General features: G+C 62.2%; 14 protein-coding genes. 8 read left to right on the forward strand and 6 right to left on the reverse strand.

Annotation, left to right across the window (positions count from 1 at the left end; all coding sequences use genetic code 11):
- The first annotated feature begins 14 nt into the window (after positions 1-14).
- The 6 genes from ACP3TD_RS01505 (at position 15) to ACP3TD_RS01530 (ending at position 12087) form a co-directional block, all read left to right on the forward strand.
- On the forward strand, positions 15-3332 hold the full coding sequence (locus tag ACP3TD_RS01505) for a DUF5107 domain-containing protein (protein ID WP_426765019.1): 3318 nt from the start codon (positions 15-17) through the stop codon (positions 3330-3332).
- Positions 3329-4678 carry a cellulase-like family protein gene (locus tag ACP3TD_RS01510; protein ID WP_426765020.1) on the forward strand — a complete coding sequence of 450 codons (1350 nt, stop codon included), beginning with the start codon at positions 3329-3331 and terminating at the stop codon, positions 4676-4678. Before ACP3TD_RS01505 ends, ACP3TD_RS01510 begins: the two co-directional genes overlap by 4 nt.
- Positions 4679-4729: 51 nt before the next feature.
- Positions 4730-5614 carry an AraC family transcriptional regulator gene (locus ACP3TD_RS01515; protein WP_426765021.1) on the forward strand — a complete coding sequence of 295 codons (885 nt, stop codon included), beginning with the start codon at positions 4730-4732 and terminating at the stop codon, positions 5612-5614.
- 129 nt (positions 5615-5743) lie between these two features.
- The gene (locus ACP3TD_RS01520) at positions 5744-7243 is read left to right on the forward strand and encodes an LCP family protein (protein WP_426765022.1); all 1500 of its coding nucleotides are present in this window, start codon (positions 5744-5746) and stop codon (positions 7241-7243) included.
- 493 nt (positions 7244-7736) lie between these two features.
- The gene (locus ACP3TD_RS01525; RefSeq protein ID WP_426765023.1) at positions 7737-8069 is read left to right on the forward strand and encodes a hypothetical protein; all 333 of its coding nucleotides are present in this window, start codon (positions 7737-7739) and stop codon (positions 8067-8069) included.
- A 412-nt stretch (positions 8070-8481) separates the two neighbouring features.
- Entirely contained in the window at positions 8482-12087 is a 3606-nt protein-coding gene (locus ACP3TD_RS01530) for an NACHT domain-containing protein (protein ID WP_426765024.1), read from the forward strand.
- A 216-nt stretch (positions 12088-12303) separates the two neighbouring features.
- Here the strand turns inward: ACP3TD_RS01530 and ACP3TD_RS01535 are convergent, their stop codons facing one another.
- Together ACP3TD_RS01535 and ACP3TD_RS01540 are read right to left on the reverse strand one after the other, a co-directional pair.
- Positions 12304-12987: a Fic/DOC family protein gene (locus tag ACP3TD_RS01535; RefSeq protein WP_426765025.1), complete on the reverse strand. Its 684-nt coding sequence runs from the start codon at positions 12985-12987 to the stop codon at positions 12304-12306.
- Entirely contained in the window at positions 12987-13466 is a 480-nt protein-coding gene (locus ACP3TD_RS01540) for a helix-turn-helix domain-containing protein (RefSeq protein ID WP_426765026.1), read from the reverse strand. The genes ACP3TD_RS01535 and ACP3TD_RS01540 overlap by 1 nt, the downstream gene beginning before the upstream one ends.
- Positions 13467-13822: 356 nt before the next feature.
- On the opposite strand from ACP3TD_RS01540, the gene ACP3TD_RS01545 reads away from it, so the two are divergent.
- Both ACP3TD_RS01545 and ACP3TD_RS01550 read left to right on the forward strand, forming a co-directional pair.
- Positions 13823-14794, forward strand: coding sequence for a hypothetical protein (locus ACP3TD_RS01545; RefSeq protein ID WP_426765028.1), 972 nt, complete (start codon positions 13823-13825; stop codon positions 14792-14794).
- On the forward strand, positions 14787-16247 hold the full coding sequence (locus tag ACP3TD_RS01550; protein ID WP_426765029.1) for a hypothetical protein: 1461 nt from the start codon (positions 14787-14789) through the stop codon (positions 16245-16247). Before ACP3TD_RS01545 ends, ACP3TD_RS01550 begins: the two co-directional genes overlap by 8 nt.
- Positions 16248-16321: 74 nt before the next feature.
- Here ACP3TD_RS01550 and ACP3TD_RS01555 read toward each other — a convergent pair whose 3' ends face one another.
- The 4 genes from ACP3TD_RS01555 to ACP3TD_RS01570 form a co-directional block, all read right to left on the reverse strand.
- The gene (locus ACP3TD_RS01555) at positions 16322-16924 is read right to left on the reverse strand and encodes a recombinase family protein (protein ID WP_426767106.1); all 603 of its coding nucleotides are present in this window, start codon (positions 16922-16924) and stop codon (positions 16322-16324) included.
- Positions 16925-17018: 94 nt separating this feature from the next.
- Positions 17019-19874, reverse strand: coding sequence for a DEAD/DEAH box helicase (locus ACP3TD_RS01560; protein WP_426765030.1), 2856 nt, complete (start codon positions 19872-19874; stop codon positions 17019-17021).
- Positions 19846-21240: an ATP-binding protein gene (locus tag ACP3TD_RS01565; RefSeq protein WP_426765031.1), complete on the reverse strand. Its 1395-nt coding sequence runs from the start codon at positions 21238-21240 to the stop codon at positions 19846-19848. The genes ACP3TD_RS01560 and ACP3TD_RS01565 overlap by 29 nt, the downstream gene beginning before the upstream one ends.
- Positions 21237-24602, reverse strand: coding sequence for a TerB N-terminal domain-containing protein (locus tag ACP3TD_RS01570; RefSeq protein WP_426765032.1), 3366 nt, complete (start codon positions 24600-24602; stop codon positions 21237-21239). Before ACP3TD_RS01570 ends, ACP3TD_RS01565 begins: the two co-directional genes overlap by 4 nt.
- Between the last annotated feature and the right edge of the window lie 314 nt (positions 24603-24916).

The raw sequence follows: 24916 nt of genomic DNA on the forward strand, positions 1-24916 counted from the left end.
CATAGCCTGTAGTGGTGACGAATGATGCCAAGAGCACGATTGTGCTGCCCGATGCCCCGCAGGACCAGCAGGAAATCCTGGCCGCAGGCGGAGTGGCCTGCTGGAGCGAACCGGTGCTGATCGATACCTACGCTCCCGGGCAGCCTGACCGGTATCCAATGTTCCTGGACCGGCGGGTGTACCAGGGCTCCAGCGGCAAGGTGTACCCGGTGCCGTTCATCGACAGCATCGGGGCGGACAAGGAGCCCCGGCTGTGGCAGGCCATCCACCTGGAAAACGAGTACGTCCGCCTGATGCTCCTGCCGGAGATCGGCGGCCGCATCCACATCGGTTACGACAAGACCGCCGGGTATGACTTCTTCTACCGGAACAACGTGATCAAGCCGGGGCTGGTGGGCCTCGCCGGGCCGTGGACCTCCGGCGGGGTGGAGTTCAACTGGCCCCAGCACCACCGGCCGGCCACCTTCCTCCCCGTGGACACCGCCGTCGAACGCTCGGCCAACGGCAGCGTCACCGTGTGGCACAGCGATCTGGACCCGCTGCAGCGGATGCGCGGAACCCACGGTGTCCGGCTCACGCCGGGAAGCTCGCTCATCGAGGTGGAGGCCCGCCTCCACAACCGGACCGACGAGCCGCAGACCTTCCTCTGGTGGGCCAACGTCGCCGCCAGGGTGCATGAGCAGTACCAGTCCTTCTTCCCCACGGACGTCACCCACGTGGCGGATCACGCCCGCCGCGCCGTCACCGCCTTCCCGCGGGCAGACCGGCCGTACTACGGAGTGGACTACCCCGCGCTCGCGGCAAAGGGCTCCGGCGATGCGGGCCGGCCGGAGGCGGACCGGCTCGACTTCTACGCCAACATCCCCGTCCCCACCTCCTACATGGTCACCGACACCCGGGACAGCTTCTTCGGCGGGTACGACCATGCCGCCGGGGCCGGGTTTGTCCACTGGGCGGATCGCAGCATCGCGCCCGGCAAGAAGCAGTGGACGTGGGGGACCGGCCCGGTGGGCACAGCCTGGGACCGGCACCTCACGGACGACGACGGCCCGTACGTGGAGCTGATGGCCGGGGTCTTCACGGACAACCAGCCCGATTTCAGCTACCTCGCCCCGGGTGAAACGCGCACCTTCAGCCAGTACTGGTACCCCATCCGGCAGATGGGCCCGGCGCAGCAGGCAAACCTGGACGCCGCCGTCGCGCTTTCCCTTGACGGGGCGGGCCGCACCGCCACCGTGGGCGTCTCCGCCACCGCACGCCGGGACGCGCGGATTGAGCTCAGGCTGGGGGATGCAACCCTCCGCACCTGGACCGCTGTCCTCTCGCCCGCCCACCCGTTCACCGCCACCCTCCACCTGCCCGAGCGGGCCGCGGCCACGGACCTGACGCTGCGGGTCCTGGACGGGGACACGGAACTGATCTCGTGGACCCCGCGGCACCCCGCGGAGAATCCCGAACCGTGGACGGCCACCGAGCCTGACCAGCCGCAGGACATGAACAGCATGGACGAGTTGTTCGTTACCGGGACGCACCTGGCCCAGAACCGGCACCCCACCAGGTCGTCCCTGCCGTACTTCGAGGAGATGCTGCGCCGGGATTCTCAGGACTCCCGGGCCTCCACCGCGCTCGCGGCCGCGAGGTACCGCACCGGCCACTATGCCCAGGCGCGGGACCTGCTGGAGACCGCCCTGGCCCGGCTGACCCGGCGGAACCTGAACCCGCCCAGCGGGGAGGCGAGCTACCGGCTGGGCCTGGTCCTCGAGCGGACCGGCCGCTTCGACGAAGCCCGGGACCGGTTCGCAAAGGCTGCCTGGGACCGGGCATGGGCCCACCCGGCGCACTTGGCACTCGCCCGGCTGGCCCTCCGGTCCGGTGACCCGGCCGAGGCGTTACGCCGCGCGGGCGCGGCGCTCGCAACAGACGCAACCAGCCCGGAGGCCGGCCACCTGAGGTACCTGGCACTGGAACAGCTGGGGCGCCCGACGGAAAGCACCGCGCTGCTGGCGCACATGCTGGCCGCCGACCCCCTGGACCCGGTGGCGCAGGCCCTGGCCGGAACCCTAAACGTGGCCGATCCCAAGACCGGCCTGGCGGTGGCCTGCTGGCTGGCCCGGGCCGGGCAGGGGCAGCGTGCCCTGGACCTGGCCGGCGCCGCGGATCCCACAGATGCGCACGCGGCCTTCGGCAACCCCGGGCCGCTGAGGCACTACCTGCGGGCCAGCTGGCTGGAGGAAATGCTGGACCCGAAGGCTGCCGCCGCGGAGCGTGCCAGGGCACGGCGCGCGGACCCCAGGTATGCGTTCCCGTACGGGCTGGACGACTTCGACGCGCTGCACCGGGCGCTCGACGCCGATCCCCGGGACGGGGTGGCCCACGGGCTGCTGGGGTGCTGGCTGATGGACGCAGGCCGCACCGCGGATGCCCTGGGGCACCTGGAAAAGGCCATGGCCCACGGTTCGCAGGACCCCGTGGTGTGGCGGAACGCGGCCCTTGCCACCGTGAACACGGGCGGTGACCCCGGCGCCGCCGACAGGTACTTCGGCCGGGCCCAGGAATTGGCACCGGACGATGCCCGGCTGCTGTTCGAGCGGTCTGTCCTCGCGGAGGTCCGCGGGCTGCCGGCAGGGGAGCGCATCGCCGCGATCGAGCAGCACGGGCCCGCCGTCTTGGACCGGGACGACCTCGCCCTCCGCTATGCCAACCTGCTGACCGCAGAAGACCGGGCAGAAAACGCGCTGGCGCTGCTGGCCTCCCGCAGCTTCCAGCCCTTCGAAGGCGGTGAGGGCCTGGCGCTCGCGGCCTATGACAGGGCCGCGGTCCAGCACGCCCGGGTCCTGATGGAGGAGCGCCCGACGGCGGCAGCCGCCTTGCTGCGGGACGGCGTCGAAGCCCCCGCGAACCTGGGCGAGGGACGGCATCCGGCGGACAGTATGGCCGAGCGGTTTGTGGCCCTGGGGGACGCGCTGGAGCTCGCCGGGGATGCTGCTGCGGCGGAGGAGGCGTGGAACCGTGCACTCCTGCCGGGCGGGCTCTTGGCGGTGGACCCGCGTCCGGTAGGTCCGGAGGAATACTGGCGGGGCGTCGCGTTCGTGCGGCTGGGATTGCCCGGCGACGCCGAGGAAATCTGGCGGGAGCTGGACGCGCGGGCCGCCGAACTGGACGCCGCCCCCGCTGCGCCGGACTACTTCGCGACGTCGCTGCCCGAACTGCTGCTGTTCAATACCGATACGGCCGCCGCGCGGGCTGCGGCCGCCGTGCAGCTCCGGCAACTGGCGGCGCAGGGGCGCCTTCTGACCACGCATGCCGGCACGAAGGAAGGGGCATCACTGTGACCGAAAAACTGGAGACGCAAACATCCGGGACTGAAGTACCCCGTTACCTGGGGTCCGGAACCGTGGAAGGGGACACGGGCTCCCTGACCGGAGCGCCGCCGTCGCACCTTCCGCCCCGGCTGGCCATCACCCTCTGGGACTTTTCCTGGTACACGCGCGCGGAGGACGGCGGGCCGTTCGCGGACCTCGACGCAGCGTGTGCGCGGGCAGCGGAGCTCGGGTACAACGCCATCCGGATCTGCGCGGCGCCGCTGCTGCTTTTCGGCGGGCTGGGCCTGGACGCGCTCGCGGAGGACCTGAAGATCGAGGGGCTCGGCGCGGCCCCTGACGGCGGGACCTATGGCCGCGGCACGCGCTGGTATGACGCCCCCGGCGGGTACCGCCTGAACCTGCGGGAGCGCCTCATCGCGTTGTTCGACGCCGCGGAACGCCACGGGCTGGTGATACTCCTGGCCAGCTGGGAATACCAGCAGTCTCCGGTGTTCGCCGCCTCCCCGCACTGGTTCGACGCGATCGACGCCGTCCCGCTGGCCGGCCGGTACCGGGTCCTGGCCGATGCCTGGGACCGGCTGATCCGGTTCATGGCGGAGGCCGGGCACCGGCAGCGGATCGCCATGGTGGAACTGCACAACGAGGTGGACTTCTCCATCCTTCCGGCGCTCGCCGACGGCGGAACGGAGCAGGTGCAGCGGCTGCGGCAGCTGCACCCGGACCTCCTGGTGACGGCCAGTTACGGCAAGCCGCCGCACCTGGCCATGCATTCCGTTCCGGAAGGCCTGGGTGCGGCCCAGTTCCACGTTTACAGCTATGGGGTGCTGGATGCGCTGCAGCAGCGGATCGACATCCGGTCCGAGGGGACTGAAGGGTTTCCCAACGCCGCCCTGCGTGCACTGTTGCGGGCCGACGCTCCTTCGCTTGCTGAGTACGGGCGGCTGGCGGCGTGGAAGTACCGGGCCACAGTAGTGACGGACCAGATGTTCTACGGCTATGACTGGATCGACCCCGCGGCCTGGGACGCCTGGCTGGACAACGAGTACGGGCCGTACCGGGAGGTGATGCGGCGCGAGCTCGAATCGCGGGTGGTGGCGATTGCCGCCTGGGCCAGGTGGAAGGACGTGCCCGCCGTGGTGGGCGAGGGGTGGATCGGCTACACGCCACTGCTGGGCGGGTTCGAGGAGGGCCCGGTGGGGCGGGACCTGGCCGAGCACGGCATCCGCACGGCGCTGGAACACGGCGTGTGGGGGATGGTGTTGTGTTCCAACGCGGCGCCGCACCACCCCATGTGGGCTGATGCTGAGTGGCAGCGACGCATGAACGATCTGATCCTCAGCTACCCGGCCGGCTGAGCTTCGTTGCCGCGCTCAGGCGGTTGCCGGCCGTTCTATCATGGACATTCCGTGACGGAAGGGGCTGGGTTGGCGAGGGCCACCGGATTCCAGAACCAGCGGCTGGTGGTGGTGCCCCGGCCGCTGCTCCGCGATGCCCTCAGCCGTCCCATTACCCGGCACCTGGTGGTGACTGACGCAGGGGTCTTTCCCGCGGCCGCCGACCATGGCCGGCACCGGCCGGACGGCGCGGCGGAAACCATCGTGATCCTCTGCGTCGCGGGCGCGGGGTGGGTGGAAACCGGGGGCGTGCGGACCGCCGTGGGTGCGCCCGCCGCCGTCGTACTTCCTGGCGGAACCGGCGAGGCACACGCATACGGTGCCGCGGACGGCGACCCGTGGACCATCTGGTGGTGCCATGTGCGCGGTGCCGACGTGGCGGACCTGCTGGACGGGGCGGGCGTGCGGGGCGCGCAGGTCATTCCGCTGGTGGCGGTGGACCGGCTGACGGCGATGCTGGACGAGATCATCACCGCGCTGGAGAAGGACCAGTCACCGGCCCGGCTGGTGGCCACTGCCGGGATGGCGTGGCGGCTGCTGACTGCGCTGGCCGGCGACCGCCGGCTGCCGGAGAAGGGGACGCCGTTGCAGCAGGCGATGAACTTTCTGGAGGATCGGGTGGATGGCTCGGTCCGCCTGGCTGACCTTGCAGCGCTGGTGGGGGTGTCGTCGTCGTACCTGAGCAAGCTGTTCCGGGAGGCGACGGGCGGGGGAGTGCTGGCGCACCACACGGCCTTGAAGATGGCGCGGGCGCGGCTGCTGCTGGACACCACGGACCTGCCCATCGCCGAGGTGGGCCGCGAGATCGGCCTGCAAGACCAGTTCTACTTTTCCCGCCAGTTCCGGCGCCTGCACGGGGTGAGCCCCAGCGCGTACCGGGCGGAGCGTAAGGGGTAAGCCCTCTTTTCGGTTGTTTTGCTGAGGTAACCATTCAGCAACGGATCCCGGGCTGTCCGCGGAGGGGCGTGGAACGCGGGGCCGGGCCTTGTAGCGTGGGGCGCGGTCAACCCCCGAAAGGTTTTTCTGTTGGACAGCACGCCCCGCCCCGAAAACTCCGACCCCGCGGCTGCGCGCTACCCGGGCCAAGGAAAGCTGACCGAGGGGAGTGCCAGGTATTCGCGCAGGCGCGCGCCGCGATGGCTCCTGGTTGCCGGGGCTTCCGTGGCCGTGCTCCTCGTGGCGCTATTGGTCTTCGGTGGCTACTGGGCTTTCCGGCTGCAGTCCAACATCAAATCGTCGGCGCTGGGCGCCGGCGGCTTGCGGTCCGAAGGCCCGGTGGACGACCGGACGGACAGGCTCCAGGTCCTGATCCTGGGAACCGATACCCGGGACGGGAAGAACGCCGCCTACGGGACGGCAGACCAGTCCTCCGGGTACGGGCAGTCGGACGTCATGATGCTGCTGGACATCTCGGCCAACAACCAGGACGTCAATGTGATCAGCTTCCCGCGCGACCTCCTGGTGGACGTACCGTCCTGCCAGGACCAGGACACTGACCGGCAATATGTGGCGCGGCCGGGGGCGATGATCAACAGTGCCATGGCCGAAGCGGGAATCGGCTGCGCCGTGGATACTGTCAACGAGGTGACCGGGTTTGAGATCGACCACTTCATGATGGCCGACTTCAACTCGGTGAAGGAGCTCTCCAACGCCGTGGGCGGCGTGGACGTGTGCGTGGATGCGGCGGTGTTCGACCCGGATTCCGGGCTGCGCCTGCCGGAGGGAACATCGAGCGTGCAGGGGGACCAGGCGCTGGCGTTCCTGCGGACCCGGTACGCCTTTGCGGACGGCGGGGACCTGGGCCGGATCCAGGCGCAGCAGGCATTCCTCGGCTCGCTGACCCGCAAACTCAAGGATGAGGGGACGCTGCGGAACCCCCAGAAGGTCCTGGGCATCGCCGACACCGTCACCCGGAACCTGACCGTGGACGAGGGCCTCGCTTCGATTCCCGCGCTGCTGACCATTGCGGACCGGCTCAAGAACATCGACCCGGCCAGGGTGAACTTCATTACCGTGCCCACCATTCCGGCCGCGGACCCCAACCGCCTGCAGCTCTCCGAACCGGCGGCGGGCAACCTGTTCGCCGCGCTGCGGCAGAGCGCTGACCTTGCCGGGCCGGCGCCGGCTCCTTCGGACGTTCCGCCGGCAGAGGCTCCCTCGCCGGGCTACGACAGGTCGTTGCAGCCGGTTCTCATTGCCAACGGCACCACCGTTCCCGGCCGGAGCCACGACCTGACCCCCATCCTCACCGGGGCCGGATTTACCAACCTCAGCCGGATTGAGGCGCAGCCCGCTGATGAGACCACCATCTACTACGGGCCGGACTTTGACGACGTGGCCGCGGACGTGGCGGCGCTCTTTGGCCTCCCCGCGTCCAAGGTCCAGGCGGACCCTTCCGTTTACGGCGTGCAGCTTTACCTTGGCATCGACTTCACGTCCGGCACCAAGCCTTCCGTTACTGAGCCCAGCGCCCGGGACGTGGTGGCCCAGACCGCCGAGGACCAGAAGTGCCAGGCCGTCCGGTAGCGGGCAGCTGGGTTCTTCTGTGAGTGTCCTGTGGCGTCTAAGAACCTTCGGATGTGGTGTCCGGATAGGGTTCAAGACCTTTCGAATGTGGCATCCGGGAACTCAGAATTGGACCCTATTCTGACGCCTCTTCTGTGGGTGCCTGACGTCAGGTTGGGGTGTGCCTGAACCGGACGAAAGTCCTGACCAGGCAGTTCCAGGAATCTCCGGGTCCATCCCCTCACACAAGAAGCCCTCGTGTTCGCCAAAACATTGTGGGCCACCGGCCAGGGCGAGGTAGCCCGGCCCAGGGAAGCGTCGCAGGACCGCGGTACGCCGGACTTAGAGGTTAGGTGTCTTTGCTTATGACGGCCTCGGCGGCTCCGCGGGACGTCAGGCGTTCCCGTCGCTAGCGGAAAGCGATGCTGTGGCGTAGGCGTGGCTTGTCCGGACGATGCCCGTGACAATATCGAGCTCGGTGTTATTCCGGGGTCCATGAATCATGGCCATTCGGGTGGTCGGCAGCTACCTGAATCCTGAGACCGACCCGCTGGGTGACGTCGATATCGAGCTCACCTACGGCAGAAAGATCACCGACCCGAAGGCGGTGTCGGCCTACGCCAGAGCCAGCGGGCGGTCTTTCAACACCTACCTCGACCAGCTGATGTGGCCGCAGACGGAACTGGTCCAGCACCTGAAGAAACGCTCGGCGTTCAGCAACATCACCCTCGAGGACATCACGCGGTTCACCGACCGGTCCGAGACCATCTACAGCATAGACATAGACATAGACACAGACACAAAAGCAGTGCCGCCGCCGGCCGACAGGACCCTCGTCAGCAGGTAAATCCAGCTCTTTCGATGCCTCTCCCCCCCCGGAGATTTCAAACGCATAACCAGCCTTAGGTCGAGCTGAGTCTCCAGCACGGATTGCGCTTTTTTCCTGGAAGCTTGCGGCGATGGGCTTGCCTTCGTGAGGTTATGCCGACTGAAGTGACGGATCCAGCCATGTGTGCCTTATCCCGGATTGTCATGCAGTTTAAGACCAGAGCTCTAACGATCGGTGGAATCGACACGGGCAGACATCAGGGGATCATGCTGCCATGAATCTGGCGTTAGCTTTTCCGGATTATGGTCAAAAAAATTCATTCCGCCAGGACCCGACTTGGACAAGATCAGCAAATTTGCTGCTTAGAGCGCACCTGCCAACGTTCGATCTGAAAGAATCTTCCGACATCAGCAACTGAAAGTAGGAACGCGTGGCGGAGTATCGTTTTGAGGACTTAGGCGACGACGGTTTCCAGCATATGATCCAAGCTCTCCTCTTACATCTCCATCCTGATCTCTCGGTGCCCCCGATTCGTCAGCCGGATGGTGGCCATGACGCGTTCGAGCTTCAAGACGGTACTGGCGTGAAGGTCTTCTCATATCAAGTGAAGTGGGTCCGCGACCAGCGACAGGAGCGCGACCCAGTCAAATGGCTGAAGAGCATAATCAAAGATGAAGAGCCCAATCTTAAAAGGATGCAGGAACGGGGCACCAAGGAGTGGCTTTTAGTAACCAACGTTCCTGGGACCGCCCATGAAGACACCGGAAGAATCGACCTTCTTAACGCTCACCTTGCCGCAGAGAGTGAACGCTTCGGAATGAAGATGCGAGCCTGGTGGCGCAATGAGGTGAGCCGGGCAGTCGATTCTGCTCCTTCCGAACTGAAGTTCGCGTACCCCGACATGCTTCTTGGAGCAGACATAATCCGCTCGATCACGCAAACGCAGTTTCTGATCGAACGCAAGAACAGGTTGTCCCTAATACTTCGTGCCGTCGCCGCCAATCAGCGCGGGCAGGACAGCGAAGTCAGGTTCAAGCACGGAGAGCTTGAGGGCGTTTCGCTAAATAGCCTCTTTATCGATGTTCCAGCCGCACCTGTCCGCCGTCGCTCTGCCGCCGCGTCAGCCTACCTCGGGTCGAGCACGGGCGTAGGCCTTCTTACCAGCCTTGGGCACAACAACTCCACAGTGATCCTCGGAGCTCCCGGTCAGGGCAAGTCCACCTTGATCCAGTTCATCTGCCAAGTACATCGCTCAATTTTCCTTCACGCCGATGACGATCCTATGAGTGCCATTGGGGCAGCCCCACTAGAAGACATCCCTCGCATCCCCTACAGAATTGACCTCCGAATCTACGCCCGATGGATGGGAGGATACGACCCGCTTGCCGGAGACGATGATGCAACACGTCGTGAGCCTGGTGCGCCCATCGGGGTTGAATCCTTTATAGCGAGGATGATGCAGAAAGACAGTGGTGGCGCTGAGGTGACGCCCGATGATGTTCTGTTTCTGCTTGATTGGCTGCCAAGTTTCGTTGCTTTCGATGGGCTTGATGAGGTTGCCGAAGCCACGACCCGTCAAAAGGTCGTGGATGAAATCCAAGCGTTCCAAGAGCGATCTGGCTCATACCGCGCCGAGACTCGTATCGTTGTGACGGCTCGTCCCAGCTATGCCAGCGGAGCCGAGCCTCGAGATGATAAGTTCTCGTACTTTGAGCTCCTGCCACTGACAGACGACCTCCGAAACAAGTATTTGGAGAGGTGGTCTTCCAGCCAAAAACTAACTGACCAAGACGCTGCTGACGTTCGAAGAGTATTTAAGGCCCGCTCCGCAGAACCGCATGTAAGCGAACTGGCTACTAATCCAATGCAGCTCGCAATTCTGCTTTTTCTCATCTACCGTCGAGGGGAGTCCGTTCCGACGAACAGGACCGCCCTGTATGCCAGCTACATGGAGCTGTTCCTTGACCGTGAGACAGCCAAGAATGAGGTCGTCAAGAGGCATCGACACACTGTCGAACGCATTACTGCGTACATCGGGTGGCACCTCCACGCGGACGCAGAAAGCGACGGCGGAACAGGACGTGCTACCCGTGCGGAGCTCATTCGCCTCGTGAGGTACCGCCTTGCAGACCTGGGGCTCGATCCGTCGCTTGCTAACACGCTCTTCACCGCAGTGACACAGCGCGTATGGGTAATAACTAGCCGCACGGACGAGTACTTCGAGTTCGAAGTCCAACCGATCCGCGAATACTTTGCGGCTAAGCATCTCTTCACCACCGCTCCCGCTTCGCCTTCAGGTAAAGGGGTGGACCGGTTCGATCGCATGCTGGCGCTCATGCATCGACCATATTGGCTGAACGTCACTAGGTTCATGGCTGGCATGTTTGATGACGGCATGATCTCGACTGTCGCGGACAAGGTGGAAGACTTATATGAGAGTGCCCCGCGCCCATTTTGGAGCCGGCGCGTTGGCAAGATTCTCCTTGAGGACGGGGTCTTCGATTCCGCTGCACGTCCTCGTCGCCGTATTGCGGCCGGCGCGTTCGACGCCGTGGGAGTCGTCGAAAACGAAGCAGTAGCAAACCCGCGCCCCCGAAGGACCTCTTCCTATGGCCAACCGAGCGTTGAAGTCATCGTGGATTTTCTTCGCACATGTCTTGTCAACCAAGTGGACGCCCCTCTGGCGTACAAGTGTGCAAAAGTGTTGGGCGCAGTGAGCCCTTCGCCCCGTGGCACCCTAACCTGGTGGAACGGTGAATTTGATAAGACTGTTGATGTAACCCGCAGAGAGCGCTGGCTCGAGCTGATTTTTCCTCTCGGCATCGCAAAGTCCATCACTCCTGCACAAGGGAACGCGCTTTCTACCTGTTCACCGAACGCCTCGCTGCTACTTCTCGAGGCCGGTGTAGGTGCGGAAGATGATTCCCGGCTGGCTGCTGAGTTTCTAGAACTCGTAGTATCCGGAGCGTCGACAAGGCCCCGCGGAACATCCTTGGCAGCAGACCTGATGACGGTCTGCGACGCCTTCTTTTTGTTCTCTAGGGGGGCCAAGAACGAAGCACCATCACTGAAGAGTGAACTTTCTCTTTCCCACGATGAGCCTCCTACATTTCCTCGGCAGTCCTCCGCCCTGGCAAGGATGAAAAGTTCTCCTGGGCTGGGGGAACGCCTCCACCAGATCCTCCAAATCACCGCCGGTCGAAGGGGCACCACCCTCATGTGGAGTCAGCTGGCCAATGTCATCGAAGAAACTTTTGGCGCAAATTGGCTGAGCACTCGGATCGTCGTATCAGCTGCTGCGAACCATGGACTTACCAAAGGCATTGCTACTCGCGCCGGTCAAACTGATCGTTCTGCGTTCGGTCAGAATAGGACCGCTAGTGCGCTCTTGGAAGTACTTTTCGCCAAAAGAAGTGACGGCGACTGGTGGGCCAGCTCCGCTGGACAGCTTGCGGGCCTCGAGGATCGAGAAGCTTGGCTTCTTTCATTCATCAGTTGCGCGGATGACGACACGATCCTCTCGATACTCGAGCGGGCAGCCGACGTGAAGGCATCGATTCCTGAGGCATCTTTGAAGAAAATCATCGATGCCATACAAGAGATTGCCCGTACACGAGTTCCTCTGTCCCCTTACGTAGTCGCTGTTGCAGCGAATGAATTCCCAGAATTGGCCTGCCTGATGCTACCCATCTCTCATCTAGGCGCGCTCGGTTTCGGCCCGGATGCCATGAAGGCCATCGCGCAAAACAAGCTTCTCGTACGCACTTTTGTTAGGGCATACTGGTCAGCGCGGGAGCCTGGGACGCCGGTGACGGAAGAAGAGCTAGCGATGATCGCCCATTGCGGTCCAGACTTTCACTTCCGCACGACGGCATTGGAGTTCGAGCAGCATGTAGCGGAGTACGTCCTCTCCGAGCCAGCTACGTATCCCACGATGGTCCTCGCTGCAGCAGACCAAGCACTTAGCGCCTCATCGAAAGCATTGTCTCTCAGGGACATTGCAGAGAAGGAGGAATGGTTCGTTGTCCCTGAGTAGGCCACGTGCCGCGTCAATCGGCTTGGAGACTAAACAATGCCTAGTTCGCGGAGTATGTTTCGGCGCGGTTAGGCACCCTGGCCCGGCTAGCTATACGGTCGTTTAGCTCCTTCGCGCTGCTCTTACCCGAGTTTGCATTACCGATATTGTAGGTTTCGTCAACTTCGGAGAGCCAAGCCGGCCCTGCCAACCCGTACCCAGCGACGACAGCGTAAGTCAGCTCGGGGAGGGCGGCGGTGTCACCGGGTTGATCGCTTGTGCAAGCACTGCGGCGAGACGATCATTGTTCCCTGTGTCCTGACTATGGAAACGTGCTGTTACAAATTCCTCGCGCAACGCCGAGCCAGGTGCGAACTGCACAGTGTTGATCCTGTAGCCAGCCTGTTCCACCAGTTGGGAGAAGAATGCGAACTGCGTGCGGGTGTTCCCCTCCCGAAAGCTGTGGATCACATTCAGCTCGCCCCAGCATTCCGCAAGAGCTTGGATGAATGCCTCGAGCTCAAGGCCCCGCAGAAGACTCTTGTCGGCCAGTTTCATGTACTCAGCTTCGGCCGCCGCCGTCAGAGCCGGGCCGGCAGGGTAGTAGGCATGCCCGTCCTTGGTCATGAAGCTAGCGGGACCGACACGCTCTTCCCCCGCCCATTCATAGACGTCCTGGAACACGTGGTGATGGATCGCCTTCATATGGGCATAGTCGAATATTCCGTCTATAGGCTTCTCATATAGTTCGCGAAGCCTGATTGCGGTTATCGCCTCTTCCATGGCTCTCAGCTTGCCCGGATCAGTCTCACCGAAGGGTTGCCCTGGCCTGGTGAACTTGTTCCTCAAAACAGTCGTACCCGGGATGTAGTAATCATCCCAGGTACGGAAAGTTGTGCCGGGGGTTGGCTTGCTTGCCATCAACCCTGTACGTGCAGGCGGATAGCAGCCAGAGCTTCATCCGTGGTCAGCTGGTAACGAGCGGCTCCGTCGACGACACCGCGGAGCGCGGGGTCAGTAATCTCATGGCCCGCAAGCGCAAGAGCTGCATCAGCGAACAAAAGGCCGCTTCGGCCCTGGGAGGAGAGTACCTCGGCAGCTGGATAAGCGCGCTGCCTGGAAATGCGCGCAGTCTTAGCTGACCGAATACTGCGGGCCTTCTTTGTCTTCTCTTGTACCAGGGATGTTATGGCGCGGGTACTTATTCCGAGCACGCCCAGCACGTCGAGGACCTTGCCAAGCTCGGCACGGCTGTGCCCCTTTTCAAGTTCACCCACGAAAGCACGGCTCACGTGGGCTTGAAGGGCCAGCTGCTCCTGAGTGAGTTTGAGCTCCTTGCGCGCCTCACGGACAGCGCTGCCAAGGCGAGCGACAGTCTCCATGTGCTGGGTAGTCTTCACGGCACAATTATACCGCTGCATGCTGACGTACGCTTACATCCTAATTGATCATGGACGGCCTAACATGTCGCCAGAGGGCTTCGAAGCCACCGAATTACCCGAGCCGCGATATCGCCATTGCCCCCGGTACCGATATAGCGAACGCTGGTCGGCGTGGGAAGGCAAAACGGCCACCTAAGACGGGCTATATGATCCACTTCTTCTCGTCCCATTCGAGACCCGATAACGGACGTTCTGTCAAGCTGGCGACGGGGGAGGGTTTACCCTTCCAGTCACTGAGGAACGAACGCCACTTTGTCAGCAGCAGTCGATAATCTTTTCTCGGAAGCGAACCGCAATGGAGTTGGGGGATAACGGTGGCTGAACAGGTTGACGTGAATAAGGCCATAGAGGGCGTTGGCAAGGTCTTCAGGAGTGCGTCGACGCAGCTCATTGAGCAGGTTGAAAGCGTCAAGGAAGCCGCCAAAGAAACAGTCGAGAAAATGGCCGTGAAGGCGCCGGACACCTACGAGGAGGCGATAGCGGAGTACAACGCTGCCTTCGCTGCGATGAGCGATAAGGGGCTTTCGCTCCTGCGCCAGCGCGAACGGTCAGCGGACCTGATCGAGTTCGTCGAGCTGTTGGTGAACAGTATCGCCAACACCCCGAAGCCGTTCGAGACGTCTTTCGGTGAGATCGGCGTCTACAAGGCGGAGTTCCTGGATGCCGAGGAATTCGCCCGGAAGGACTTGGAAGCTGCGCAGCAGTCCGCAGCCGGCGCAGGCGCCGGGCTTACTGCGGGAGCTGCAGTCGCGAGCGTGGCGCCAACGGCCGCCATGTGGGTAGCCACCACTTTCGGTACCGCCTCAACTGGTACCGCTATTTCTGCTCTATCCGGAGCCGCTGCGAGCAACGCTGCTCTTGCCTGGCTTGGAGGCGGCGCATTGGCTGCCGGAGGTGGAGGCACCGCTGCAGGCGGCGCAATACTGGCGCTTGCCGGCCCCGTTGGGTGGACCGTCGCAGGAGCCACCCTCCTCGCTTCAATCGCGCTGTTTGCCAAGAAAAAGTTCGATAATCTGGCGGCAAAGCAGGAGGCTCTTGGTGCAGTGAAGCAAAACTGCGCGTCGGTCAAAAGCGATGATGCGAAGATCGGCGACCTCCTCCAGAAGACAACCGGCCTTCGCATAGAGCTGGTGAAGTGCTACGGCGAAGCATTGCCGCATTTTGGCGCCGACTTCCGTTTGCTCACCGACTCCCAGCAGCAGAGACTCGGCGTCCTTGTGAACAATACGAAGTCGTGTGCAGCACTGCTAGGTAGCCGCATCGAACGGGACGCAGCGGATGAATGACATACCAAAGTTGGTCAGGAACAACCAGGAGCAGGCGGTCGCTTCATGGGTGAACTACCTCAATCAACTCCGCATTGACGACTTGTTGAGCTCTTTCAGTCAGCAGGACGAGAACCTCGTGAACGCACTCACCAGCATCGAAGAGGCTATTAGGAAGATTGACCTCGAGGTGGTCACCGCCAATCGCGGCGGACAGCACGGAATGCACGGCTTCATCGCTGAGATCGCGGAGGTGGGTATCGCCAATGCCCGGCAACAGATTCTCGGTCAGGAGTCGGTCTACCAGTGGGTGAACGACAACGGACCCGTGGACCTAATCCGCAGGGGAGTGGAGATTCAGCAGAAGTTTGTCGCAGCAGGTGGCCGCTTCTCCCTAGGAGCAATTACCGAACACCTCCAGAACTATCCCGACTTCGTGCAGAACGGCGGGAAGTATCAGATCCCCGCTGATTACTTCGAGATGGTCAAGGAGCTGCACTCCATGCCGCCCGAGGAAGCAGGAAAGCTCCTGTCGCGCAGCGGAGACGGACCCTCCTTTAAGGACTGGCAACGGATCGAAGCGTTCTTCCAAGAGGGACGGATCGGTATCGAAGCGCTCGAACCATCGACGCTCGAGTACCACGAGGTACAAAGGGGCGTTTACGAGTCGACTATGGCTGCCGAGGAAGCTTCCCTCCGTTCCACCGATCAGGCACTCCGCGATAACGCCTATCGCGAGAGCCTGCCAAACCTGCAAGAAGGAGCGAAGGCCACACTCGCAGCCGCCGCGATCGAGGGCGGGACGGCTTTCGTGCTAGCGGTGGTTGCCAAGCGTCGGGAAGGCAAGCGCCTTACAGAGTTCAGTGAGCAGGACTGGCTCGACATCGCAGAAGAGACCGGCTTTAGCTTCGTCAAAGGCGGAGTACGAGGCCTCAGCATCTACGCGCTGACGAATTTCACCGCTACGTCGGCGGCCGTCGCAAGCTCAATTGTCACCGCCGCCTTCGGCATTGCTGAACAGGCGAACAGGCTGCGCCGCGGCGAGATCGACCAGGTGGAGTTCATTGAGAACTCCGAGTTCATCGCCCTGGAAGCCGCGGTGAGCGCGCTATCGTCTTTTGTGGGCCAGGCGCTCATCCCAGTTCCAGTGCTCGGCGCCATCATCGGGAACACTGTCGGCACGATCATGTACGAGGCGGCCGGATCGTACCTCTCTAAGCGAGAGGCCGAGCTGATCGAACGCTATATCGGCGAGCAGCGCGTGCTCGACGAGCAGCTCGCTGCGGAGTACCGGGAGCTCATAGACAAATTGGACCAGGGCATGTCCGACTATCTCGGCTTGCTCGAACGAGCCTTCTCGCCTGATATGCAGGTCGCACTCATTGGATCAGTCGAACTCGCACGAGGACTCCACGTGCCTGCAGACGAAATTCTGGACTCCGATGAGAAGGTTCTCGCGTACTTCCTCGATTAGTTTTGTGCAGGCAATGTCGGGCAGTTCTGGTTCTCTTCGCTCTTACGTGGGCTGGAATGCTTGCCGTTGGTTGTTCAGCTCAGGGAACTGCGTGGGAGAAGGGACTTGGGACTCATCCCGTTCGCGTGGCGGAGGTATTGGTAGACGGTTTCTCGGCTGATTCCGTAGTCGCGGGCGAGGACGACTTTTGGGATGCCGTTGCCGGCGCGTTGGACGAGTTCGGCTGCCCGTTCCGGTGTCAGGGTCTTCTTTCTTCCCTTGTACACGCCGCGCTGCTGGGCCAGAGCGATACCTTCCCGCTGACGCTCCCTGATGAGGGAGCGTTCGAATTCGGCGAAGGCTCCCATGACCGAGAGCATGAGGTTTGCCATGGGGGAGTCCTCTCCGGTGAAGACGAGCTGCTCTTTTACGAACTCGACGCGTACTCCTCGCCGCGTGAGGCCCTGAACGAGGGCGCGCAGGTCGTCGAGATTTCGGGCTAATCGGTCCATGCTGTGCACAACGACGGTATCCCCGTCACGGACAAACCTCAGCAGCTCGGTAAGCTGCGGCCGCGCTGTGTCCCTGCCGGAGGCCTTGTCCGTGAAGATTCTGTCCAGTATCTGGCCCTCGAGCTGCCGCTTCTCGTTTTGATCCAAAGTGCTGACCCGGACGTACCCAATTCGCTGACCAGCCACTGCCGCCTCCAAACTTCAGCCTGTCTGATTGAGTTCAAGTCGGTTCCGGCAGAAAGTCAAGAGATGCGCTCCGGTTTGTCTGCACGGCAACGGGCTACTGCGAAAAAGTAGGCGCGGAATACCGTCGGTCGCCATTGATGTAAAAGGAGAGCAGGCGTGCTGCTGCCAGCGCATCCGCAGATGCCGTGTGCGCGTCTCCGATTTCGATGTTGAGCCGTTTGCAGATGCCTGAAAGCGATGCGCTTTCCCCTGGGAAAAAGCGCTTTGCCAATTGCATCGTGCATAACGATGGCCAATTGTGGTGCGTGGCTCCTGCGCGTTTGAACTCCGAAGCGAGGAAGCCGAGGTCGAAGTCAACGTTGTGGGCAACCACCGTGGCCCCGGCCAATCGTCGGTCGATTTCGGCGAGCACGTCCTCGAATCGGGGAGCGTTGCGGACGTCGGCGTTGGTGATCCCATGTATGTGGCGTGGTCCGGTTGCCCGGTCGGGGTTGATGAGCGTGGACCACACATCGTCGATAATTCCTTCTGCGCTGACACGCACGATAGCGATTTCGACGATGCGGTCTCGCTCGGGAGAGAAGCCGGTTGTTTCCACGTCGATAACGGCATAGGGTCCTACGCCTGATAGTTCCCGATTGGGTTTTTCCTCGGGTGCTTTGGCGGTCTTGTGAGGGGCAGGGGCGGGGTTGTCGGTCAGTGTGGCAGTGGCTTTTGCCAGTTGTTTGATGACTGGCCATGCTCCCTCGATGTCCAGAGCTGCGGCTGCATAGGAGCAGGTGAGTAGTTGGTCGTCCAGGTAGGCATCGTGCTTGTCGCGTTCTTTCACGGCAACGGTACTGGCGACCCTTAACGGCTCTGGCTGTTCAGCGCCGGCTAAACGTTCGAGCAGTGCGGCGACGGCGCTGGGGGGTGTCTTTCGGAGGGTCAGACCGACCCCGTCCAGGCTCGACTCGAGGTTCTCTGCGGTGAGTGCTACGTGGAGGGTGTTCATGATCCTGTCGCCGGCCCAAGGGATAAGGATGGTGTCATCACCCCAGGCGATCAGGGGTTGCCGTTTCAGGCCGAGCCTTTCATACGCAGCCCTGCCTTCCTTCAACAAACCTTGTGCAGTCGAGTCGAGATAAATGGGTACATGAGTGTCTTCGTAGAGTTCTTTCATCCGCTGTCGAATGCCATCGGCAATTTGGATCCCGCTGCCGGAGAATGTCGGTGGTCGGCCCCCTCTGGCTGGCACGAGGTTGATGACTTTGCTGGGCATTTCTACGTCCAGTACACGCCACCGCCGACCGGCGAAAATGAGTAGTCCGCCTTCGACAACCGGGTGCTCTATCGGAATGGAACCTAGGGTGCGTCCGGATGATACGAGCCGGTACTCTTCGGCCGTTTGAAAGGCGCTGTAGAAGCTGTAGTGATTGATCAGCCGCTCGCCTTTGCTGCCCGGCAGGAGAGTTCCGTCCGAGGACTGCATGATGATGTCGTTGGTTCCCAGGCTGCGGAGCAGCCGGATGAACATGGCTTGGTCAATGTGGCGGAAGGGTCCTTCAGAGCACAACGCGCCGTAGAGTTCCGGGGCCGTGGCACCGCCGTGTTGGGCTATCACGGACAGAGTCTGCTGGATGAGGGTTGAGAGGTGTAGTCCCCGGGTGTTGGGCGGCTCGTACCATTTCTCGAGAAGCAGCTCTACGGTGGCGACGGTTTCAAAGAGCTCGGCTCGGAGTTGATCTACGGGAGGGGTCCGGTGGTCGACCGGTTGCTCTGAGATGTACAGACGTAAAGTTGCAGGCTTCCCACGGCGCCCGGACCTCCCAAGACGCTGCCGAAGAGCCGACACGCTGCCGGGCGCGCCAATCTGGGCGATGGTGTCAGCAGAACCAATATCGATTCCCATCTCCAGCGTTGAGGTACAAACTGCTGTCGTTGGAGTATCCGCGGACCGAAGGCGTGACTCGACATCCTCCCGGAACTCTTTGGACAGGTTTCCGTGATGAGGAAAGAACTCGTTTCCGACGCGGGAACGGTCGCTGAGGCCTTTGAGGAGATCAGCGTAGGCCTCCACGTTTGCACGCGAGTTAGCAAAAACCAGATTGTCCTGGCCTCGCAGGTGTCGGAAGAGGTGATCTGCGATGGCTGCCTTGTCGGCGTCAGCATCGGCCGTATCCGGGCCGTCGACGGCGGCTGAGGCGTCGCCGGAAGTGACGAATCCGCGCAGCTGCATTCGGAGTTCGGCTGTGTCGTCGCTCTGGTCGCCGACTAGGTGGACCGTGTGCGCATGCCCGGGTCTGAGGAAGTCTGCAGCGATGGATAAGTCCGAAAGAGTGGCGGAAAGGCCAACCCGGGGGATACCTCGCCGGATGGCAAGCTCAACGCGGTGCAGCAGCGACTGCAGCTGCGCTCCACGCGCCGTTCCGATGAAGGAGTGCAGCTCATCGACCACGACGTACCGGAGTCCGCTGAGCAGGGTTGGAACCCGCGGTCCCTGAGTGATGAACATGGCCTCCAGGGATTCAGGCGTGATGAGCAGCAGGCCGTCGGGAGTCTCCAGCAGGGCACGACGGTCACCGCCCGTGACGTCTCCGTGGCGGCGATGGATCGGCACCTGCACGCTGCCCGCGAGGCTTTCCAACCGCCCGTATTGGTCGTTGATCAAAGCTTTGAGCGGTGAAACGTAAAGCGCCTTGACTCCCGGTGATCGTCCTGCAGTGTCATTGTCGTGTGCCAGTGCGGACAGGATCGGGAGCCATGCTGCTTCCGTTTTGCCGGACGCGGTGGCTGCGCTGATGATGACGTCCCGGTCCCCTTGCATGATCGGCGCGACAGCTTGCGCCTGGGTGGAGCGCAGGTGCTCCCACTTCTGCGACCAGATCCAACCTTGGACGTTCCTGTGAAGCCTCTCGAAGGCTGTATGCGCTGAGGATTCCTCAGAGTTTGAACGCGGAAAGATCGTCATCGATGGCGTCCGTTGGCTGGGGCATCTCGGGAGTCGGGGTTGCGGGTGCTGATCGGCGCGGTGTCGGCAGCAGCGGTTGATCCGCGTCGAGTCCCAACGGTGCGAGGTCGGGGTTGGTTTCCCGCTCGAAGTTGATCCCGGTGATCAAGTCCGTCCAGACACTATCGGGGTTCTGTTCGAGGACGGCGAGCAGGTCCAGGAACCCCTTGATGGTATTCCGCGGGGTGCGGAAGTAGGCGTCGCCTATGCGCTGGGCGCAGTGGCTCATGTACTCGCCTATGCCTTCATCGTTGATGAGGTAGGCAGCTTCGTCGCCTGCTGCTTGGACATGCCGGAGTTTGGTGAGCAGGACGTAGAAGTCTTCGGGTGTCAGGCTGGCGAGGCGGAGTACAGGGCCGGAGTAATCGACGAGCCCGTCAACGGCGTAGCTGTTCTCCTCCAGGCGTGACTGCAGGGCGGCATAAGAGTACAGGCCGCGGCGGGGGTCGAGCAGGAAGTCGGGTGTTCCGCCGAAAATGAATCCGAGCCCTGCTGCGCTGCCTTGGGTAGAGTCGTTGAGAATCCGCAGGATCTGTTCGTAGTTGGAGTTTCGGGCTTGGCTGTTGGCCAGCTTGTAGAGATTGACCATCTCATCCAGGCAGATCAGGAGACCACCGAAACCGGCCAACCTGACGAAGTGGGCGAGAAGTTTCAGCTGGTCGTAAAAGTTGGAGTCGTCAATGATCGTCCTGACACCCAGCGCAGTGCGGGCATCCGTGCGGGTTGAGAATTCTCCCCGCAGCCAGCGAACAGCGTCGGACTTGAGCTGCTCGTTGCCGGTGTCGTGTCCTTGCCAGTACTTGGCGATGACTTCTGCGAAGTCGTAACCACCGGTGAGTTCGGATAGTTCGTTTAGTTTTTGGCGGATGATGGCTTCTACTGGTTCACCGGTTTCGCGGGACGTAGTCAGTGCCTGGGTGACGAATCGTTCGACGACGCTGGACATCGCGCCGCCGTCAGGTTTTGCCCTGGTGGACATGTTGCGCATGAGTTCGGCGTAGAGGCTCCGGGCTTGCCCGCCGGTGGCGTGGAGTCTCCGGTCAGGGGAGAGGTCGGCGTGGACTGTGACAAGTTTCTGCTGGAGAGCGATGGAGCGTACAACGTGGAGGAAGAAGGTCTTGCCTGAGCCGTAGTCTCCGATGATGAAGCGGCTCCCTGACCCGCCGTCGTTGATCCTGTTGATGTCGGACAGCAGGGCTTTAACTTCGTTAACGCGCCCCACTTGGACGTGTTGTTGTCCAGTGCGGGGAACGACGCCGGCGCGGAGCGACTGCAGCAGGGCGTCGCGTTCACGGGGACGAATGACGGTGTGAGGGGAGGGGGTCATGCGAGGAGCTCCTGCAGGGCGTAGGAATTGATGGTCAGGGTTTCGTCGCCTTCGAGCAGTGGCTCGTCGGAGGCATCCAGTGCGGCTTCGTTGACCGTGTCTCTGGCGCCTTCCGGCAGCAGCCCGTGCAGTGCGGAGAGGTCTTCAAATTCTGTCCACAGCATCTGTTCTCGTCCGGCCAGTGCCCGGACGAGCCTGGAGTGGGGCGGGTCCAGGTCACCTACGGGAGGGGTTGACGGTTCATCCCTGGGTTCACCTTTGCTCGGTCCTGGTGGCGTGGGCTGGGGTGCCGACGGTTCTTTGCCACCTGGCGCTTCATCACTGAAAATATCCCCCAGGAGAGCTGACACTTCGGCTGTTTCCGCCAGCTTTGCTTGAATTGCCGAGGGGTTGAGTGCATGGCTGGCAGCAGTCGTTTTGGGGGAGGACTCGGCAGGGGGCGCGGGTACGGTGTAACCAGGAGCCGGCGTCCCAGCAGGGCGAACCGTGACAGGCCTTGCTGCGGCAGCGTTCGGTTCTGTGAAGGCGTTGTGCAGCCGGCTCGTGACGAGACCCGGGTCCAGCTCGAGAAGCTTGTAGATCTTTTGCAAGGTACTCACCTCGGCCGGTGCGATATGCCCGTCGGCGGCTGCAACGGTGACCAACATGTCGCCCAGTGAGGCCTTCTGTGCACTGGTCAGGGTGCTGAGTCGCTTCGTCAATCCCGTGAGCTTCACCGAGGAGGCAGCAAGCCATTGAAGGTGTGCATGAAGGCGGACGCGTTCGGGCTGTGTCAGTTGCAAGGAAGCTTCCATGTGTGACGTCAGATGGTCCAGCTCTGCAGCGGAGACGTCCCCGTCGGCGGCAATCACAGCCGCGGCAAGATGGGTCATGGTCAATGCGGTGTTGTAGGACGGTGTTGCCGAGTGTGGGCCCTCTGACGGGGATTGGAACAGTACGACCGGTGTGCTGGAGGTGATGGCCGTCCCGCCGAAACGGACGTCCGGTTCAAGGCCGACGTTAAAAGTCTGCAGAAGTCCCGCAAGAGTGACGGTTTCAGGCTTGCTCAGCTTCTCCGGGCCGTTGGACGGCCAGTGCTCAAGGAGCTCTTGGCCCGGTATCTCCACGGTTTCAGCTTCGCCAAGTCTTCCCTGAACCCAGCTGCGGAAATCGCCGACGGCACCCTCGGCGTCTACAAGCAGGTCACGTGGGAGGAGGGCGGCTGCTGCGAGAGTTCCGGCTTTGTCGGGATGGCGACCGAGCCACCTGCTGTAGGCATCAAGTTCCGCGGTGACGTCGTCGAACAGGGCAGCGAGTTTCTTTTGCGGGGCCCGCTGGTCGAAGACATCGGGTAGTTCACCAAGAGTCATGTTTACTGTGCCGATTTGGGAGCTCGCTGAGGTGTAGCTGAGCTTGATCTTGGTTGCGCCGGGCCGGACGGTGAACCCGTCCGCGAACCGTTGCTCATAGCGGAGGCGGAACAGGCTCTTGAATTCCTCTGCGCAGCGGGTTGCCGGGGTCCGGACAGAGACTTCCGGATGAAACCAGCCCCATGCCAAAGCCCAATCCGCGGGGATGGGTTTGCCGTCGGCGGCGAAGGCGCCGAGATGTACTCGAAGGGCAAGAGGAACCTCCCATCGTGCTTCAGTCAGGGAGGGGAGTGCTGGATTGTCATCGTCAGTCTGGAGCATGATGAAATCGATGGCATTAATGAACTGCGATGCGTAGTGGCTGAACGAGGCGCCGGAGTCGCCGTACAGCTCAAGTAACGCCACCATCTCTGCCCTGATCACGGCCAGTTCGTGAGTCAGCTCGGCTTTCTCCGCGATTTCGACGAAGACACGCCTTTCAAGTCCGTACATGAAGAGAAAGACATAACCGATCGGCATGTCCGGAACCCGCCGACCTTGCCCGAGCCAGGACAAATAGGCAGCCCTGCCTGTAGGAGTGATTTCCGCATACGACGGCCAATAGTCAAGGCACTGACCGGACCAATCTGGATTGCGGGAATCGATACGAAGAGTGGGGTCAATCAACGAAGGCTCCGTGCCTCCCTTAGGCGAGGTCAGGCCTTTGCCAACATAAACCATGCCGGGCACGCGGAAGCCTTGCCCGACATCCACGGCTTCGTCGGGTCCATACCACCGGGCGTCCTTACGACCAGCGCGGGCGACGGCGCGGTGATCACTGACGTTGGCCGAGGCAGGGGCGATCGGTTGGGCAACAGGCTCGGGTACGGGGCGTAGCGCTGGCGGGGAAGGCGGAAGTTCCGGCACCGGGCTGACCGGGGGAGCGACGGGAATCGCAGAACCTGGTCTAATAGCAGTTCCGGAACGCAGTTCTCCGGCAAAGTGAGCGGCAGACTCTGCATTTGATACCTGGAGAACCCAGCGGAAGCCGTGAGGAGTGTCGAGTTCTAGTTCTGTGTACTTCATGATCGGAAGCACGGGGTTGTTCTTAAATCGGCGGTCAGGGCCGCCCTTCTTGTTCACGTATTGCCAAGTCGTCCCGACCTGAACGGCGTCGGAGGGTGGCTTGCCTGGAGACTCAACGAAGGTGGTCTGTCGGTCATGGACGCGTAGTGAGTCGTATCCGATGTCGGTGAACGCGCCCTTGTCGGCGAGCAGAACACGATCAGGCAGAAAATACATGGCCGTGCCATCAGCAGCGACACCCGGCACGGCAATGTTTGTCACCAGTTCTTTCGGCCCGCTGTGCGTGAGGCTGGCGACTGAGCGCTTAACCAGAGCGCCGGCTCCGGCATTCAATTTCTGCTGGTGTCCTGTTTGCAGTACGCCAGATTGGTTGATTCGCCAAAGCTTCTGTGACTTACCCAAAGCGTGCCCGGCATCGACCAAGGACTGAAACTGGCTAGCGTGTTCGTCGTTGACGTCATAGAAAATAACGACGGAACGGCTTGCACGGTCGCGCAATACCACCCACCAAGCGACAGGAACGCCCAGGAGCCATACGAAGAGGCCGAAGGGCATGGTCACCAAGCCGAGTACCAGTAAAGCAATGACCACCCATCGGGTTAGCGGCCGGCGACGGGCCGCATCGTTGAGTTGCTGGACGAGATCATCGGAAGACGTGGGTGCGAGCGACTGGACATCAGCCCCTCTTTGGTCCTCGAAAACCACCTCAGAAGATGCGGGAAGCGAAAACGACTCGGGCCCAGGAATCTGGGCGGGCTGATTGGTGCGTGATCCCGCACTAAGCGATGTTTGGTAGTAGACGCCCCCGGCGCCCATTCGCACATAATTGCCGCGGGGGCCGGAACGCACCCTAAAACCAGGGACGCCTGCACTTACGCCCAGCCCGGACTTACTCAAGTTGAACCTGAACGGGCCCGCCTTCAGACTTTTCCGAACGTAAAAACCCACTATTCCCCCCACGCCAGGCACTGGGCCCGCATCGCAATTCAATCAATGAGTGACATTGTTGCAGCAGCGTGGGTTGTTCCTTCAACAGAACACGACCGTTTGCATGCTTCTGCCAAAATCTGAGTCGCTCCGCAAGTCAAAGCCAGCCCTGCAGACAGAGAGCCTAAATGTTGCAATGAGGTGTCGAGGGCATGCGACGATGGCCGCCATTCGGTCGGACCGGTCCTCCATAGTCCTCATCATGACCGCATATTCGTCAGCCGAGCTAGCGGCTCTGGCCGAACGCACGTTCCCGTCGGGCCGCCGACAGGGGT

It is taken from the genome of Pseudarthrobacter sp. 1G09 (assembly GCF_050038305.1).
Classification (GTDB): domain Bacteria; phylum Actinomycetota; class Actinomycetes; order Actinomycetales; family Micrococcaceae; genus Arthrobacter; species Arthrobacter equi.